15 protein-coding genes are annotated in these 17,454 nt (G+C 39.2%); 7 read left to right on the top strand and 8 right to left on the bottom strand.

Annotated elements, in window-relative coordinates:
* Positions 1-28: 28 nt before the first annotated feature.
* Genes I7X29_RS11250 through I7X29_RS11220 form a run of 7 tightly spaced genes read right to left on the bottom strand, consistent with a single transcriptional unit; the run spans position 29 to position 10,987 of the window.
* Positions 29-1,504, bottom strand: coding sequence for a BACON domain-containing protein (locus tag I7X29_RS11250; protein ID WP_198474774.1), 1,476 nt, complete (start codon positions 1,502-1,504; stop codon positions 29-31).
* Between the two features lie 59 nt (positions 1,505-1,563).
* Positions 1,564-2,904 carry a DUF4302 domain-containing protein gene (locus I7X29_RS11245; RefSeq protein WP_198474772.1) on the bottom strand — a complete coding sequence of 447 codons (1,341 nt, stop codon included), beginning with the start codon at positions 2,902-2,904 and terminating at the stop codon, positions 1,564-1,566.
* A 23-nt stretch (positions 2,905-2,927) separates the two neighbouring features.
* A complete protein-coding gene (locus tag I7X29_RS11240; protein WP_198474770.1) occupies positions 2,928-3,878 on the bottom strand; it encodes a leucine-rich repeat protein in 951 nt (316 codons plus the stop codon).
* A gap of 18 nt (positions 3,879-3,896) precedes the next feature.
* A complete protein-coding gene (locus I7X29_RS11235; protein WP_198474768.1) occupies positions 3,897-5,246 on the bottom strand; it encodes a DUF4302 domain-containing protein in 1,350 nt (449 codons plus the stop codon).
* Between the two features lie 14 nt (positions 5,247-5,260).
* Positions 5,261-6,103 (bottom strand): zinc-binding metallopeptidase, encoded by an 843-nt coding sequence (locus I7X29_RS11230; protein ID WP_198467458.1) that lies wholly within the window; start codon positions 6,101-6,103, stop codon positions 5,261-5,263.
* Positions 6,104-6,133: 30 nt separating this feature from the next.
* The gene (locus I7X29_RS11225; protein ID WP_198474766.1) at positions 6,134-7,627 is read right to left on the bottom strand and encodes a RagB/SusD family nutrient uptake outer membrane protein; all 1,494 of its coding nucleotides are present in this window, start codon (positions 7,625-7,627) and stop codon (positions 6,134-6,136) included.
* Between the two features lie 15 nt (positions 7,628-7,642).
* Complete coding sequence (locus tag I7X29_RS11220) at positions 7,643-10,987, bottom strand: SusC/RagA family TonB-linked outer membrane protein (RefSeq protein ID WP_198474764.1); 3,345 nt, start codon at positions 10,985-10,987, stop codon at positions 7,643-7,645.
* A gap of 446 nt (positions 10,988-11,433) precedes the next feature.
* Here I7X29_RS11220 and rnpA point away from each other — a divergent pair, with 446 nt between their 5' ends.
* The 7 genes from rnpA to I7X29_RS11185 all read left to right on the top strand — a co-directional run bounded on the left by rnpA (position 11,434) and on the right by I7X29_RS11185 (position 15,463).
* Positions 11,434-11,802, top strand: a complete 369-nt coding sequence (gene rnpA, locus I7X29_RS11215; RefSeq protein ID WP_198474762.1) for a ribonuclease P protein component — start codon at positions 11,434-11,436, stop codon at positions 11,800-11,802.
* Positions 11,799-12,368 carry a phosphoribosylglycinamide formyltransferase gene (gene purN / locus I7X29_RS11210; protein WP_198474760.1) on the top strand — a complete coding sequence of 190 codons (570 nt, stop codon included), beginning with the start codon at positions 11,799-11,801 and terminating at the stop codon, positions 12,366-12,368. The genes rnpA and purN overlap by 4 nt, the downstream gene beginning before the upstream one ends.
* Positions 12,369-12,592: 224 nt before the next feature.
* Positions 12,593-13,036: an energy transducer TonB gene (locus tag I7X29_RS11205; RefSeq protein WP_088593405.1), complete on the top strand. Its 444-nt coding sequence runs from the start codon at positions 12,593-12,595 to the stop codon at positions 13,034-13,036.
* A 16-nt stretch (positions 13,037-13,052) separates the two neighbouring features.
* Entirely contained in the window at positions 13,053-13,952 is a 900-nt protein-coding gene (gene cysD / locus I7X29_RS11200; RefSeq protein WP_198474758.1) for a sulfate adenylyltransferase subunit CysD, read from the top strand.
* An 84-nt stretch (positions 13,953-14,036) separates the two neighbouring features.
* On the top strand, positions 14,037-14,531 hold the full coding sequence (locus tag I7X29_RS11195; protein ID WP_198474756.1) for a TlpA family protein disulfide reductase: 495 nt from the start codon (positions 14,037-14,039) through the stop codon (positions 14,529-14,531).
* Between the two features lie 101 nt (positions 14,532-14,632).
* Positions 14,633-15,034: a hypothetical protein gene (locus I7X29_RS11190; RefSeq protein WP_009413974.1), complete on the top strand. Its 402-nt coding sequence runs from the start codon at positions 14,633-14,635 to the stop codon at positions 15,032-15,034.
* Between the two features lie 18 nt (positions 15,035-15,052).
* The gene (locus I7X29_RS11185; RefSeq protein WP_009413975.1) at positions 15,053-15,463 is read left to right on the top strand and encodes an META domain-containing protein; all 411 of its coding nucleotides are present in this window, start codon (positions 15,053-15,055) and stop codon (positions 15,461-15,463) included.
* Positions 15,464-15,559: 96 nt separating this feature from the next.
* Here the strand turns inward: I7X29_RS11185 and I7X29_RS11180 are convergent, their stop codons facing one another.
* Positions 15,560-17,167: an L-lactate permease gene (locus I7X29_RS11180; protein ID WP_198474753.1), complete on the bottom strand. Its 1,608-nt coding sequence runs from the start codon at positions 17,165-17,167 to the stop codon at positions 15,560-15,562.
* Positions 17,168-17,454 lie beyond the last annotated feature (287 nt).

The raw sequence follows: 17,454 nt of genomic DNA, 5'->3' as shown, positions 1-17,454 counted from the left end.
TGTGGTTAGGCTTTTAAGGGATAGAACGTTATTTTACATAGTAAACTCTAAAATCTAATACGGTTTCTTGGTTTTCTATAAGCACTTTAGCTGAGATTATATCTTTTCCTTTTTTGAAGATATAATAGCCTTTAGAGATTCCGCTGTACACATAGCCTTCGTTTTTCAAGAGGGCTAAAAATTCTTTAGTAGGGTAATATTCACCATCTAAGCCTGCAAAGAAAGCTAAAGAAGCTGTGTTGAAACGGAAAGTGGTTTGGTATAACCCTACAAGTGTATTAGTGCTCTTACCTACGAAATAAGTGCGGCTGAGTACATTGTTTTTGTTCACATTATACGTATAAGCATCGCGTTTTTCATTGGATTGAGGCGAATTAGCAGCATCGTAAATACCTCCGTTAGCTTGCTCATAAGAGGCTATTTCGTCTTTAGTAGCTCCTTTTTTAAGCAGAGCAGGAAGTTGAGCAAAGGTAGTAAAGTTTTTTTGCTGTACAGGATAGTAAGAAAACGCGTAGTGGTTTGCTTTGGCATCAGCCATAAATTGTACTAACACTTGTTTTTCGCGATGTACAAAGGCGTCTTTATCGGTGAGGGTCATATCCAAAGTGGTTTTATAGCCTTTGATAGTGATTTTCTCAAACCCTTCTTGCACGAGAAAGTCCTCAAAGTTCTTTTTCTGAGCCTCAGTAAGAGGGTTTTCTTTGGCAAAGAGTCCTGCTTTTTGCAAGCCACGCAAGTTGACTACGTACTGTATTTCGCTGAAAAGTTTATCGGTTACGGTATATACTAATTGGCTGCCAGAGCCTAAATCTTTTTCACTTTTGAGGGTGCTTTTACGCGTTTTTTCAAAGTTTTTAATATCGTCGATTACTTTGCCAAACTCTATAAAAGGCAAGATATACGATATATTTACTCTTTGGGTTACCGCAATTTCGCCAGCGGTTTTATCGCCTACTAACACGGTAATTGTAGCTGTTCTATCAGCTCCTGTGGTGTTTTCTTTTACTTGGAAAACAATTTTGTTTTTATTGGGCTGGATAGGAAAAGTAATCCAATCGTGAGACGCTTTGAGCGTATATTCATTCACATTTTTATCGGTGATGTTGATGGTGTGTTCAGCAGCTTGTGCGCCTACTTCAACGGCTGTTGTTTCGGGGGTTACGAACAAGCGCGCTTTTTGATAGACATCTATTTTGGCTTTCACTGAGTTTTGCACCATTAGGTTGATGGTACCGTGGCGGTCATCACCTTCGTTGGTGAGGACTTCAAATTTTAGTGTTTTATAATCGGTGTCGGGGGAGAGTTTGATCCACGCGGCATCGGTTTGCTCGGTATAAGCACCATCGGCAGTTACGTTCACTGAGTAGTTGCCTTGTTGAGCAGGGACATTTAAAAGTGTAGCTTCGGGGGTAACGGTAGTTGAGTTAGCGTTTTTAGTATCATCGTCTTTTTTAGAGCAAAACGAGAGACTCAAAGCGAGCAGAAGTAGGGTTATTTTTTTCATAGTAAGAATTATTAAACATTGTCAAAGCCTTAAAGGCTTTGACAATGTTGTTAAATTATCTAATTTGCATAAGCTGGGAATGAGAAATCAGCTACACTACGACTCCTTAATATATATATTGTATTTGTATATTTTACTTTAGCCGTACTTTTATCTACATAAAAACCTTCAGAAGAGGCTGTTACGATATAATTGATTGCTCTAACAGCAGCATTTAAAACAGCAGCATTTTGGGGATTATTCCAAAGAGAAGCGTCTGTTGTTTTTGTTGTAGAAAGTTGAGGATTTGTTAAAAACAATCTTTTATTTCTTAAAGCGTAATCATAAGTATAAACTAATAAAGAAAGATTTGTTTTACTAGGAAATTTATACAACAGTGAAACTGTACATTTCATAGTAGATTTATCAAATTCAAAATAAACTCTACTAAATGATTTAGCGTTATCTATCTTCAAAATGTTCTCAACAAATAAATCTGAAGCATAATCAGCTAAGGGATCAGCAAAGAATAATAACTCATTAACTGTTGTGCCAATAGCTTGATAGTCATCACTCACATAAGCATCAGGAGGGTAGGCTGCATAGTATACCTCTACAGTTACCCCATCAACAGTAGCTTTATAGGTAGGAGGTGTGGTATTGTTATCACGTGTAAATTCAGTAAACTTCTTACCTTGGATAGTAAGGGCGGGTTTGAATGCTACACCTTCTTTGGTAGCCACAGTTGAGGCTTGAGAGAGATTATTAGTATTAGAAAGCGGCGCTACCCCTATACGGCCATTTTGTATAACTATCCCATAATCGGTAGTGTTACCATTGGCAGTAACTTTCATATAATAATTAGAGATATTCTCTACTAAGGTATTGAGGTTGCTTGAAAGAGTGCTGATATCTGTCCAATCTTGAGCAGTAGCAGGCTCAAAGTACACAAATTGCTCGGTAGATTCACGTTGCGTTCTAAATTTGAGTTTATCGCCTTCTTTACCATAGTATAGAAACTGATATTCACCTGCATAACCTGCTCCTCGTTTTCCTTGCATCGCATCGGAAAGTTCGTGGATATAGTTTTTGGTTGTGAAGGTGAGTTTCACTCCTTGTCCTTGTTGTAATTCGTATTTAGAGGTAGTTGCAGAAACAGTATTACTACTAAAATCGGATGCCATAGTTACAAATCCTTCGGGGGTAAATTTCATCAAGAAATGGTAGCCTCCAAAGGTACCTTCTTTGGTAAAGTAGGTAAGTTTCCATCCTTGAGGGGCGGAAGTAAGAGCACTGCGAAGTTCGCTTTCTTTTTCGTTGAATCGCTCAGCAGGTGTTTTACCGAAGATGTTATCGGGTTCGTTCTTTTGGCAAGCAAAAAGTGCCAAAGCGATGATGGGTAATAAGAGGAGTCTTTTCATTGTAAATGTAGTTTTAAAGGGTTTTAAAAATCAGTTTCTTCAATACGACTGAATTTGCTTTTCCAATTATCTACAGCTTCGTACTTTTCTTTGCTTCCTTTAGGTACAAACAACACTCTTTGAGTACCAGATATCAGGTTAGGAAAAGTGCCTCTAAACACTTTAGGAGGTTCAACTGCTGCACATTTCACTACTGCTATTTGGCGGCATTGGAAGAAAGCATTCTTTCCTATTTCTTTAGTTTGTGCGGGCAATGCTACTGTTTTGAGTTCGGCACAAGAGGCAAAAGCTTCTTGGCTAACTTTCAACTCTTCATTCTCTACCCCTGTGATGGTAAGGGTTTGTAGAGAAGCATTGAACTGAAAAGCACCTAAGCCAATGTTTTTTACCCCGTTGAGGGTTATTTGTTCTACTTGTTGACAATAGGCAAAAGCTAATTTTCCAAAATTTTCTACTCCATTGGTAGTGATGCTTTTGAACTCACCAAAACCTTTAAACACGCCTTCGCCTACTGCTTTTACTCCAGAGAGTACCAAATCGGTATCATCGGCGAAGTTATGGCGATCGGAATGGGTGATAGTGCCATTGGCATCTACTGTATAAAGTGTTTTTACAACTACTGGAATTTCAGCTTTTTGTTGGCTTTTGGTATCGACTACTGTGATAGTAGTGGTACCTGTAGCCACGCTGGTAATCTCTAAAGTGTTACTCACTACCTTTACGCTCACTATAGGAGCTGCTACTGTAGCGCTATAGCTGCCAGAACCTGCTGTAATAGTGAGCGTTTGGGTACTGCTTAAAGTAATGAAAGTAAGGGTTTGAGTTGCTACACTGAGATTGTCGTATTGAACAGTAGGAGTGGAAGTGTTTCCTCCTCCCCCACTATTGTTGTTACTATTATTATTGATTTTATTATCATCTTTGCTACAAGCTACAGCAAGAATGGTAACGAGTAAAATAAGTATTTTTTTCATTGCAAGTTCTTTTTTAGTTTAATCTCTTTGAAAATATCCATAAGCTGGGAAATAGATATTAGGCAAACGATGGCTTTGTATTACATACACATCATCGGTATAACGGAATTTATTAGGCACCTTCTTTATATAGAGGCCTTCACTTCCTAAGTAGGCTATACTGTTGAGGGCTGTTAAGGCTTTCCTTAAAATAGCTTCATTTTCAGTAGCTTGCCACAAATCTAAATTAGTGCCGTCGATACTTGTTCTATCTTTGATATAAATGCGTTTATCTTTAATTTCGTAGTTATGAACAAAGATGAGTCGAGATTGAAACTGTTGATTAGGAAATTGATAGCGCACTTCTACTTCACATTTGGTACTGTTTTTAAAAGAAATCAGTAGTGAAGGGAACCACTTGCTGCTTTCTATTTTCATCACATTATCTCTAAAACCTTCGGTAGTAAAAGGAGTACTTAGCAAGGTTTCCGACAAGAATAAGAATCGGTTTACAGTTGCAGGTACTGACTGATAATCATTAGAGATATGTTCTTGAGAGGGTCTCAACTCAAAGCGTATTTCGGCAGTTACTCCATCTACTGTAGTGATATAACGTGCTGGAGAAGCGTTGTTATCCCAAGTAATTTGGGTGAATGTTTTGCCTTCAATCACCAAAGGAGGGTCGAAAGTAAAGCCTGCTTGAGTAGGGACAATTGCTGTTTTTAGTGTTTGAGAAGGGTCGGACGAGAGATTTAGCGTTAGGTATCTGTTAGATAGTGATATGCTATAATCTTTGGTTACGCCATCTTTGGTTACTCTAAAAAAGTGTCTAAGGATATCGCCTTCTAAAGCATCTACACTTCCGCTGAGGTCTTGGATAACATTCCAATCTTGGGCAGTAGCGGGCTCAAAATACACAATTTGTTCAGTAGCTTGACGTTGAGTTTTGAATTTGAGTTTGTTACCTTCTTTTCCGAGATAAATAAATTCAAATTCACCTTCTAATCCTTTTCCTTGTTCACCCTGCATAGCATCGGAAAGTTCGTGGATATAGTTTTTAGTGGTGAAAGAAAGCAAAGTACCTTGTCCCCATTTAATTTCGTATTTACTTGTTGTGGGGGAGGCGGTAGCGCTTATATCGGATGCCATATTCACAAAACCTTCGGGGGTGAATTTCATTAGGAAAGTAAACCCTCCAAACTTTTTATTATCGGTGAAATAGGTGAACTTCCACCCCTGCTGTGGGGTGGTAAGCTGGGTGCGCAATTCATTTTGGCTTTGCTCAAAACGCTCAGAAGGCGTTTTACCATCAAAAAGGTCATCAGGTTCGTTTTTCTGGCAAGCAAAGATTCCTAAAACTGCAATAGTTATATAAATGATTTTTTTCATTAATGAGATTAGCGTTATTGTAATACTGATAGCATTTGTTGTTCTACTTTAGCTTGTAGCTGGTAGATATCGATGTTCCATTCGCTTTTGAAATAAGCTACTACAAAAGCTTCTTTTTTGCGGATAGCCTCTTTTCCTGTGGCACTACTGATGGCGTTTATTTTAGCATCCCAAGCTGTTTTACTCATACTGAGCATTCCAGAGGTCATCTCGGCAAAGTCTTCAATGTCATTCAACATAGAATATGGGGTGATAAAACCAGCGGCATTCGCTTCGGCTTCTCGCACGTTATACCAGTTGGCGGTATAACCAGAAGGGGTAATCTTGCCATATTCAGATGAATAAGGTTTCTTCTGGTTGATAATGTGGCAATACTCGTGCTGAATGGTATGGAAATATTGGCGAGTAGCGGCGTGTTTGGTCACATCGAGCTGATCGACATTGAAAAGGGTGATTTTCATACCGCTATCGGCAAACCCAAGGGTAATAGTACCACTGGGGTTTACGTTGTACCCCCCGATAAGAGAGATTTGGCGCGGTGCTACTTCTTTTATGAAGTTAGGCCCTGCTACCTCCGAATAGGCATCAATCCATACTTTTTTTACGATTTCGAGCATCGGTTGCACTTTGGCTTCGGTAGGAGGGTAAAAATATTTACCCATTTCAAAATCGGCATCGATATAGTTATAGGTAACTATAATGTTGTACGGTTTCTGGAAATTGTTGTAGATATAGGTATCTAATGGCGTTTTAGCCGTTGTTCTGGGTTTTAATACACTCTCAGAACTAAGGGTTTCTTTATTGTTGCAGGCAGCTAACGACAGCGCTAACACTGCGGCGATATATAACTTTTTCATATCTTACTAATTTGAACGTTTGTTGTTAAGTTATCTTGGGTTTGCAGTAATACCGTTAGAAATAGCGTCTTCAGGGATTTGCAACTCACGACGTGGGTCATCTTTAGGGAGTTCCATAGTTTGACCACCTTTCACGTGTACAACTTTCATCCCGAGGCGTTTGTTGTCTATCCAGCGCAAGCCTTCAAACACAAAAGCAGCTCTTCTCACATCGGCTACAGCTTGTAACCATTCGCGTTGTTGAGTAGAAAGCGTATAGGCAGGATCGAACTCAGTACCTTTGTTTTGATAAATGGTATTCATATCTGCTTCACTCAACACAAAAGAATCTGGGATATTTTGCCTTGTTTTCTTTCTTAAGAAAACTACCAAATCAGTAAGGAACTTAGCTTTTTCACCTTTCATCAAGTAAGCTTCCAAACGGTTGAGGAATACCTCGTCGTAAGAGATAAGCACTGCCATATCATAAGCGTACCCATTACCTGCTGATACATTGGTATATTTAAAATACTCCTGGTATTTAGGGAAATTGCGGTAATCGTCGTTTCCGTAAATAGAATAAGCCCAAGTAGCGCCGAAACCGTTTAGCGGATGCTTGTTATCACCTAATACTTCTTCAGATTTTTGTAAGGTCAAGCCATATTTGTTATAGGCAAAGTTTCTTTCATAAAGAGAGGAAGCGCCTATAATCAAAGCATTAGCGGGCTCATCGGAACTAGCATAGAGCAAGCCTTGTTGTGCATAAGTACGTGAACGTTGTCCTTTTACATCGCGTAGTTTGTTTTCTGGATTAGCACCAAGAGCTTCATTGGCGTGTGAAATTACCTTATCCCAATCGCCTTTTACCAAGTAGAAGCGTGAAGCAAAAGCGTGAGCCGCTTCTTTGGTAAAGTGGAATTTAGGTTTGCTATACTTGCTGTTATCAATAAGAGGTAAACCTTCAGTCAAGTCTTTTTCAATCGCATCGTAATAATCTTTTACTGATATACGACGATAGATTTCAAACACTTTTCTTTCGGCTTTAGTGGCATAAGGCAAGCCTAAATCGGTAGCAGCGGTAGCTGGATTAAAAGGCTTACACCAAAAAAGTCCTAACATAAAGTGTGCATAAGCACGAGCTACCAAGGCTTCTCCTTTGAGGTAGTTAAGTTCACTACCGCCACCAAGGTTTTCTACAGCTTCTAAGGCGTAGTTAGCATTGGCAATTGCCCCATAAGCGGCATAGAAATAGTGAGGTGGTGTATCCCAAGTGCTATACTCGTTGTTAGTTTGCCAAGAATACATTTGTGTATTGAATATAGACGACTGAGCAAGGTTTACTTTATCACCTGCATTATCGCTCATTGTTTCGGAGAAATCAGCATACAGTGCGTCAGGATAGGCTCTTGCTAAGAGCTCATGTATTTTTTCGGGTGTATCGAGTTCTGTACGTGCATCGGGTAGTTCGTCCAGAAATTTATTGCAAGCGGTAAACGATAAACCTAAAAAGAGGGCTATTATGGGTGTATATATATTCTTTTTCATTGCTTACGTATTTTTTTAGATTCCAAGATTGATAGTAAAGGTATATTGGGTATTTACAGGGTAAGCTACCCCACCAGTGCGGAAGAACTCAGGGTCTTGGCCATTGAGGTTCTTATCGGCATAAATTAAGAACGGATTAGTAGCTTGCAAGCGCAAGGTAAGGTTGTTCACGTGTAGAGCGTCTAATACGTCTTTAGGGAAAGCATAAGAGAGCCCAATACTTTTCATACGAACGAACGAACCATCAACTACACGTTCAGTTGAATAGTTATAGGCGTTGTACACACGACGGAGGGTAGCTCTACCTACTTCATTAACTGTTCTTTTATCGGCAATAGCAGGAATATTAGTTACCCTTTCATCACCTGGGTTGATCCAGCGGTTTCTCATCTCTTTAGGAAAAACGCTAAGGTCGTTGTAATCTACACTATATTGATCGGGTTTGCGTATTTTGTTACCTGCGGCTACTGTAATCAAGCAGCTGAGTTCCCAATTTTTGTAACGGAAGGTATTAGAAAGCCCTCCTGTGATATTAGGTTCTACAGGGCCTTCTTTTTTGAGGTAACTCAAGATATTATCAATTTGTTGGAAATTAATATCCTCAAAATTAGTGCTACCATTGAGCAAGTTGAATAATGGCAACCCTTTGCTGTTCAATCCTATAAAGTCGTAAGAGTACAAGGTATTACGTGCTCCGCCTACTACGTTTCCTCCTACTTCACGCACTAAGTTGTACACATTAGGGCGATAGGTAAGGCTTGTAATTTCTTGGTTGAAATACGCAAAGTTGATACCTGTATTCCAGCTGAAATTATCAGTTTTTACATTTTTAGTATCCAAAGCGAGCTCTATACCTTTGGTCACCATTGAGGCGTTGTTTGCCAATTTTACAAGTTGCCCTCCAACACCTGAGGTACGTACATAGTCAATCAAGTCTTTAGAGTTCTTTTGGTAAAGGTCTAACGACAAGTTAACGCGGTTTTTAAACAAGCCGAGTTCCATACCTACGTTGGCTTCGTATACTTTTTCCCAAGTAAGTTCAGAGTTTTGAAGTGCTTCTATAAATATAGTGTTTTCTCTATCACTGAGATTGTAACGGTTAGCTACTTCGTTTTTAAAGATAGCTAAAGCGTTGCTGGCAGAACCTAAACCAGCGATAAGCCCATAGCTCAAACGGAAAGCAAGGTTAGAAATCTTGGTATTGTCTTTCAAAAATTCCTCGTTAGAAGCATTCCAACGACCACTCACGTTCCAAGTAGGCAACCAGCGTGAACTGCGGCTTCTACCCAATTGGTTAGAACCTTCGTAATTGGCTGTACCAGCAAACACATAGCGGTTGTCGTAAGTATAAGTTCCTTGTAAGAAGAAAGCTATACCACGCTCTTTAGTGAATGATTTACCAAAATAAGGAGAGTTATCCTGAATTGCTTTTTGAATCACACGATAATCGGTAAAGGCAGTGCCTCCGCGCTCAAATTGGTAACCATAACCGTTGAAGAAAGAGTTATCGCGGTCAGTATGACGATATTCTTGCCCTAAGAATGCTTTTAGGTCGTGTTTTTTGTCAAATAAACGTTTGTACTCCAAAGCATTGCGGAAATAGTAACTTTGTAAGTTGTTTTCGGTAAGTTTATAGATACCTCCGTTAGGCAATGCTACTTGAGGAATCATATCAGGATTTTCTGGGTCTTTAAACAAGAAAGGATTGGCTTTGGCTATCACAGTAGTGCGATTGGCGCGATAAGCTCCTACCACGTTAGAGTTTTCTCTCATAGAGTGTTCGTTTGAACTCTTTACGTGACGTATAGAACCGAGGAAGTTGTATTTAAGTCCTTTAGCTAATTTAACCTCTAAATCCCCTTGAATTTTATACTCGAGCACGTTCAAATCCATATAGTTGTTAGCGAGCTCGTTGAGGATGTTCATAGGAGCATAGTTGTAGCTGTAGTACTCGTATTTGCCATCATCACCATAAGGGCGCAATGCACGTGAGGTGTTGAGCGCATAACTGAAAGGGTTGATATCAAAATCGCGATCATAACCACCGCTTACAGTGTTGGCAGAACGGTTATAAGTACCAGGAGCTTTTTGGGTACGTATAGACCCTTGAGTGAGTACCCCTATTTTTACGCTGGGCGAAAGGGTATAGGTAGTTTTGAGGTTTCCTGTTACACGATGCACACGGTCGGCGATTGTCCATCCTGGGTCTACAAAGAAACCTACTGAACCATATACAGTCGCATTTTCACCCCCACCTGAAAGACTCACGGTGTGGTTTTGTGTAAGTGAAGGACGGAAAAGTGTTTTAAACCAATCGGTATTGGCGTATTCGTATTTGCGCAAGAATGCAAGGCGTGCAGCTTCGGTATTTTCAAGCAAGAAAGTACCTGTGGCAGGATTATAAGTATCGATAGCGCGATACATTATATTATAAGCCCCTCCATAACGCGCTTGTGTATATGAAGAAAGTGAAAAATAGCCTTTTTCCTCCAATTCACGGTAGACTCCCATAGACTCTTGAGAGTTCATAATGTCGTACTGATTGTAATTAGGAATCATACGCACTGACTCTTCCAATTGGTAGTTTAGCTGAGTTTTTACGTTTTTTCTACCGCTTTTAGTAGTGATAATCACGGCACCGTTGAGGGCACGCGCACCGTAAAGAGAAAGGGCTGAAGCATCTTTAAGAATTTCGATACTCTCAATGTCGTTCGCATTGATACCAGAGATAGCTGAACTTACCAAAGTAGAAGCATCACCAGAGGCGAGCTGTTCGAAGGTTAGCGGTACTACCTCTTCTTGTACAGCACCGTCTACTACCCATAGCGGTTTAGTATCACCAAAGATAGATGATCCCCCACGAATGGTAATTTTAGGAGAAGTACCAAAAGTTCCTGAAATGTTCTGTACGTTTACCCCTGCGGCACGACCTTCAATCATACGACCTACATCCACCACGCCGTCCATTTTAATATTGTCGGCTTTAAGGGTTTGGGCGTTACCTGTAAACTTAGAACGGTCGAACTCTTGGTAACCTGTAAGCACTACACCGGTAAGCTGTTGCGCCTCCACTTCAAGTGTTACATTGATTGCCTTGTTATTACCTACAGGACGTTCGACAGGCTTCATACCTAATGACGAAAAGACCAATACAGCCTTATTATTAGGTACTTTGATGGAGTATTTACCATCAAAATCGGTAGCGACCCCGTGAGAGGTTCCTTTTACTACTACAGAGGCACCGGGTAGCGGAGTGCCCGCATCATCTTTTACTACCCCTGTTACGGTGTGTTCTTGGGCAAAAGCATAGCCGACGAACAGCACAGCGCATAACAGTGCGTACATCAATTTTTCTTTCATCGCTATTATATTAAGTCAATTATTTTTGCAAAGTTTCAGAAAAAAAATTATAAATGCAAATTTATATAGCATTTTTTTTGGCGGCCGTTTTAAAGAGTGCAAAATCTTTCCCAAAAAACTGTTTTTTAAAGATTACTTAGCATTATTGTTAAAAAATTACAGTATTCTCAACGTTTTTAAAGATTCAATGAAAATACCGCAAATATTCTCTTAAAAAAATGAAGATTTTCTTATACGTGACTATTAAAGTGTAAGTTATTTATTTTTAAGTAAATAAAGCGATAAACTAAAAATAAAGCACTTAGATGAAAACATTCATTTAGATGAAATTAAAATGAAAATTTAACGTTTTTTAAGAAATAGATTTTTGGTTACATCTGTTGATAATATGTATTTTGCTAAGTGACTAAATTTGCTAATTGACAAATTATTCGTATTTTTGCCCTATGTATACTTTTCCAAAAGCCGAAAAACTCTGCAAACGTGAGTATATACAGCAACTTTTCGCTCAGGGTGAGGCACTTACAGCCTACCCCATACGTTTGTTGTATACCCCTATCACTGCTCTTAAGGTACCTTATCAGTTACTGATAAGTGTGCCTAAACGCACTTTTAAACACGCTGTAGATAGAAATTTACTCAAACGCCGATTGCGAGAGGCTTATCGACTACAAAAACACCTTTTACCTCTAACTGAACAACCCTACGCTTTAGCCTTTATTTATATAGGAAAAGAAAAAGTTTCCTATACCGAAATAGAAAATGCCGTGAAATTTACCCTTTCACAATTTGCTAATTTGCCTATTCAACTATGAAAAAAATCGTTGTTTTTGCCTCTGGTTCTGGCTCAAATGCCGAACGTATCGCTACTTATTTCAGCGAAAAAGGTAGCGCTCAAGTGAGTTTAATCCTCTGCAACAACCTACAAGCTGGCGTGCTGGAACGCGCTAAACGCTTAGATATCCCTTCTCTTGTGTTCAACCGACAAGCTTTCTACAAAACAAATGTAGTACTCGATGTTCTCAAAACACAACAACCCGACCTTATTGTGCTGGCAGGCTTCCTATGGAAAGTACCTGAAAATCTTATAACTGCCTATCCTAACCGCATTCTCAACATCCACCCCTCACTCCTGCCTAAGTACGGCGGCAAAGGAATGTATGGCGCTCGCGTACACCAAGCCGTAGTAGCTAATGGCGAAACAGAAAGCGGTATCACCATTCACTATGTAAACGAACATTACGACGAAGGTAACATCCTCTTTCAAGCAAAAACCCAAGTATTACCTACCGATACCGCTGATACTTTAGCAGAAAAAATACACCTTTTAGAATACGAGCACTTCCCTAAAGTAATAGAAAAATGGTTGGAAACTTGTTAGTTAAAAAAAAAGTTGTACCTTTGTAAAATTTGTAAGTAAAGAGATTATGTTTTCAACTGTAAAAAAGAACTCCAAAGTATGATCATACTATAGAATTCAAAACTTATAGAAACAGTAAAACATTATAATAAACTTACAGAACAAAGTAGCTTTTTGCAATTCTCAATTACATCAAGCAAAATTAATGTATAAATACTTTTGAAAATTTTAAAATATCTAAAACAATGAAAGCAATTAAAACCTTAGTAACAAGCATCTTATTAGTAGCCAGTTTCGCTACTATACAAGCTCAAGACAGTAAAGCTGTTGACATTAATAACACTTCAGTGGTAAAACAAAAACCTCACTGCTTGCATTATCAAAGCATTTATACCACCAAAGAAGCTAATTTTGACGAATGTTTGAACGACTGGATAGTCAATAATTTAAATTATCCTCAAGAAGCCCTCAACAAAAAAATCAAAGGAAATGTGAAAGTATATTACCTAATTGACAAAAAAGGTAATTTTTCTGTTCAAAAAGTAGAAGGAGAACCTATTTTAGCAGCCGAAGGTAAACGCCTTTTCCAAAAATTCCCCAAAATGGCTCCCGCTAAAGACGCTCAAGGTCGCGAAATCGATGTACAAGGAATCTACCCCTTAGAATTTGATTTCGATGTAGTAAAATAGATAACAAGTAACAATCGTGAATAAAGAACATTTAAAACAATTAGAAGCTGAAAGTATTTATATAATGCGCGAAGTAGCAGCTCAATTTGAACGCCCTGCTCTACTTTTTAGCGGTGGAAAAGACTCTATTACCTTGGTGCACTTGGCTATGAAAGCCTTTGCTCCTATGAAAATACCTTTCCCGTTGGTTCATATCGATACAGGTCACAACTTCCCCGAAGCGCTCACTTATCGCGATGCCCTTGCCAAACGCATTGGTGCTGAACTCATTGTACGACAAGTAGAAGATACTATCAAAGCTAAAGGTCTTACTGAACCCAAAGGCAAATTCGCCTCTCGTAACTGGCTGCAAACACACACCTTATTAGATACTATTGAAGAATTCCATTTCGATGCCTGCATCGGGGGCGCACGCCGCGACGAAGAAAAAGCTCGCGCCAAGGAACGTTTCTTCTCAGTAAGAGATGAGTTCGGTCAGTGGGACCCAAAACTACAACGCCCTGAACTCTGGAACATCTATAACGGTAGAATCCAAAAAGGTGAAAATGTACGCGTGTTCCCCATCTCAAACTGGACAGAACTCGATGTGTGGAGCTATATCCAACAAGAGAAAATTGAACTCCCTTCTATCTATTTCGCTCACAACCGCGAAGTAATCGAACACGAAGGTCGCCTCATCGCTGTATCACCTTTCATTCAAATAGATGAAAATGATACCATTCTCAACAAGCGTGTGCGCTATCGCACTGTAGGCGATATGACCTGCACCGCCGCCGTAGAAAGCAATGCGGCAACCCTTGAAGAAGTGGTAAACGAAATTACTGCTTCGCGCATCTCAGAACGCGGCGAAACCCGTATAGACGACAAAGTAACCGAAGCAGCGATGGAAGACCGCAAAAAAGGAGGATATTTCTAATTAAATAACCTCAAAAACAAATCATTAAAAAATGGTCAGATTTTTGTATGAGTAAAATCTGAATACTAAAAAACAAAATCACAAATGAGAAAAAATTTATTATTTACAGCCATAGCGCTTTTCCTTTTAGCAACTGCACCAACCTTTGCTCAAACATTGCAACGCCACAAACCCGTACCCGAAATCACCTTACCACAAGCCAATGGTGAAGAATTGAAGTTGTCTTCCTTACGCGGTAAATACGTACTCATCGACTTTTGGGCATCGTGGTGTATGCCTTGCAAAAAAGAAAACAGATACCTCAAACAAGCCTATAAAGAGCTCAAAGGAAAAAACTTTGTTATCCTATCTGTATCCATTGATAGACCTAAAGATAAAGACTCTTGGCTCGACACTATCAAAATGGAAGGAATGGTATGGTACAACGTATGGGACAGCGAAAATAAAGCCGCTAATAGCTATGGCGTTAGTAGCATCCCTGCTCCTTTTCTCATCGACCCCGAAGGCAACCTATTAGCCCAAGGCGACAACCTCAGAACTAACGAGTTGCTCAAAACACTCAAAAAATATATCAAATAAAACCATTCAACCAGCAGTGTTCTACTACAACCCAAACCGAGAAAACAACCTCATTTGAAGCATAACAACTCAATATATAAACCTTTAAAAAAGTAAATGTTATGAATAGAATTCTCGTTATCCTCTTGTTTTTGGGCGTGCTAAACCTATATGCACAAGAACGCACCGACCTCATCGATAGGCACTTTGAGGGTGAAATTACTAAAAGAGCCGCTGGTGATAGTATCAATACAAAACAATATATCTTTGTAACCTTTTTGAAAGATAAAGCTATCATCAAAGAAGAAAAACTAACGATTACTAAGCAACCACGTCTCATCTACAAAGTAGAGGTGGCTTGGCGCATCAATAAACGCAACAACCAAATTATCTTTTCGGCATCTAATAAACCCTATCCTTATCAAGATTACAAATTTTACTACCGCGAAGAGGAACTAATGGCGTTTTATAGTCAGGATGACGATGGTACAATGGGGCTTGATATCTATTTTACCGAGAAATAATTTTAAAGTAATCATACAATGAAAAAAATCAAGTTTTTAATGCTATTATCTGTAGCAATAGGGTTAGGCAGTTGTAATACTGCACGCGTTAATTCTAATAGTTTGCAAGGTGAATGGCAATTAGTTACTATGGGAACTACTGCCGTAACAGCCGAAGCACAACCTACCCTAAAACTCAATGTGAAAGAAATGAAGGTAAATGGCTCCGACAGCTGTAATACCTTTATGGGAGGCATCGTAAAAGTATCCGATAACGAATTAGTGTTTAGTGATTTAGCTTCTACACTAATGCTTTGCCCCGACAAAATGGAAGTTGCCGATGCCTTTGGCTCTGCAATGAAAAAAGTAGCTAAATATGAAGTGAAAAACGAACAGTTATTACTAAAGGACGATAAAGGAACTGTTCTGCTTACTTTTGCTAAGAAGTGAAATGTTTAAAATGGGTTAAATTAATTAATTGGAAAAGGCTGCACAGAATAAATGTTCTATGCAGCCTTTTGCTGTTGTTTATTAATTATTAATCCGTTAGCTAAAAATGAGCGGTATTACTAAAAGCGCTACTACAGCCGCTATAATTCCGTATACAAACATAGGTACCGCTGTAACTTTTAAAATTTTACCCTCAGCTCTGTCGATACCTAATACCGAACATACCGCAATAATATTGTTGATACACACCATATTACCCATCGCACCCCCTACCGATTGCAAGGCGAGAATCAAAGGGATTGAAAGCCCTGTGGTATTAGCCACCGAATATTGTACTGCCCCAAAAGTGAGGTTTGACACGGTATTCGAGCCCGAGAAAAACGCCCCAACAGCACCTAAATATGAAGCAAACATCGTCCAATAACTACCCGTAGCATCGGCTAAACCACGACCTATAATTTGCACCATTGAGTTTTCTCCTCCCATCAGCATTACATTCACCATAATAAGTGCCCCCACCAATGCTAAAAAAGGCTTTTGTATCTGTACAAAACTGGCTGAAAAAAGCGATTTAGTTTGCTTCCATTTCAGTGAGAACAACGGAATTGAAATCAACACCGTCACCACAAACGGAATGAGCGCTGGCACATAAAGCAGCTTGTAACTCTCACTCTCGCTCGTAGCAAAAATATTCTTCAACGAGAAAATCAATCCTTTAGTTACTTGAAAATCTCCTAAATATCCTAATTTAATAGTAAACCACTCGGTAGTATCGTTCAAAATAGATTTTAGCGGGAGTTGTTTGATGCGAGTGAGTGCTAAAATTACTATCAGTGAAGCCGTCGGGAAGAGGGCTTTCAACAACTCTGGAGTCTTCACTTTTTCGTGCTGTATTTCACTGTTATCAGTTTTTGATAAACCAATACCTTTGCTGGCAACCCCTACCGAAATGAAAAGACCAATAGCCCCCCCTACCAACGAAGGAAACTCGTAGTTAAACCACGCAATGGCCACATAAGGCAAGGTACAAGCAAGGATACTGATGAGAATAAAAACAATATTCTCGCGTATTTGTCGCCACGAAACAATCACTTTCAGCGCCATTATCGGAATTACGAAAGCTGCAAATAGGTGTATGATAGCCGTAATTTTACCAATATCCGAAAGCTGATCGTCGGAAATAGCTCCATTGCCAATGAGCGTACCAAAACCAAACCACGTAGGCGTACCTACTGCTCCAAACGATACAGGTACCGAGTTCATAATTAGGGCGAGAATGGCCACCTGCAAGGGTTTGAAACCTAAGCCTACTAATAGAGGAGCGGCAATAGCTGCTGGCGTACCAAAACCACTGGCGCCTTCAATCATAAAGGCAAATGCCCAGCCTATAATCATCAGTTGAGCAACAGGATTAGGGCTGATATTGCCCAGCCAGCGGCGCAATACGTTCATTGCCCCTGTCATCTCCATCATTCGGTTGAAGAGCACTGCCCCAAAAATTACTGTAATAGGGGTAGCTACCGAGATAATTGCCTTGATAAAATTGGCATTTAGGGCTACAAACGAGCCATTAAAATAAGTAAGGTGAAGTATATACACCAATCCCGCAATCAGTGGAAGTGCAATATACGAAGGAAGCGCATTTTTCTTTACCATCAAATAGATTAGGAGCGCAATCGGAAGTATGCTAAGAAATAAAGACATAAGTTTTTTTAGATTTCTTTTCGGGGGCAAAAATAGTGCTTTTTATTTAAAATGCAAATTCTGCGAAAGAAAAAATAAAAATATCAACAATTTGTTAGTGGCTTAGTACAAAAACAAGACTAAAAAGAGCTATAAATTTTCGAGCTTTAGATAAGTTAAAATCTTTATATTTTCTTTTTAAGAAAAATTTCTTTCGTTTTCTTTGCACATTTCAATAATATTAAGTACTTTTGTCGCTCATTAATATATTTGCGTAACCAAAACAATTCATTAACACATAATTCATA

Source organism: Capnocytophaga periodontitidis (assembly GCF_016126015.1).
In the GTDB taxonomy this organism is placed as follows: Bacteria; Bacteroidota; Bacteroidia; order Flavobacteriales; family Flavobacteriaceae; genus Capnocytophaga; species Capnocytophaga periodontitidis.
The sequence above is the reverse complement of the archived record's forward strand: the minus strand, read 5'-3'. Positions and strand labels throughout refer to the sequence as shown.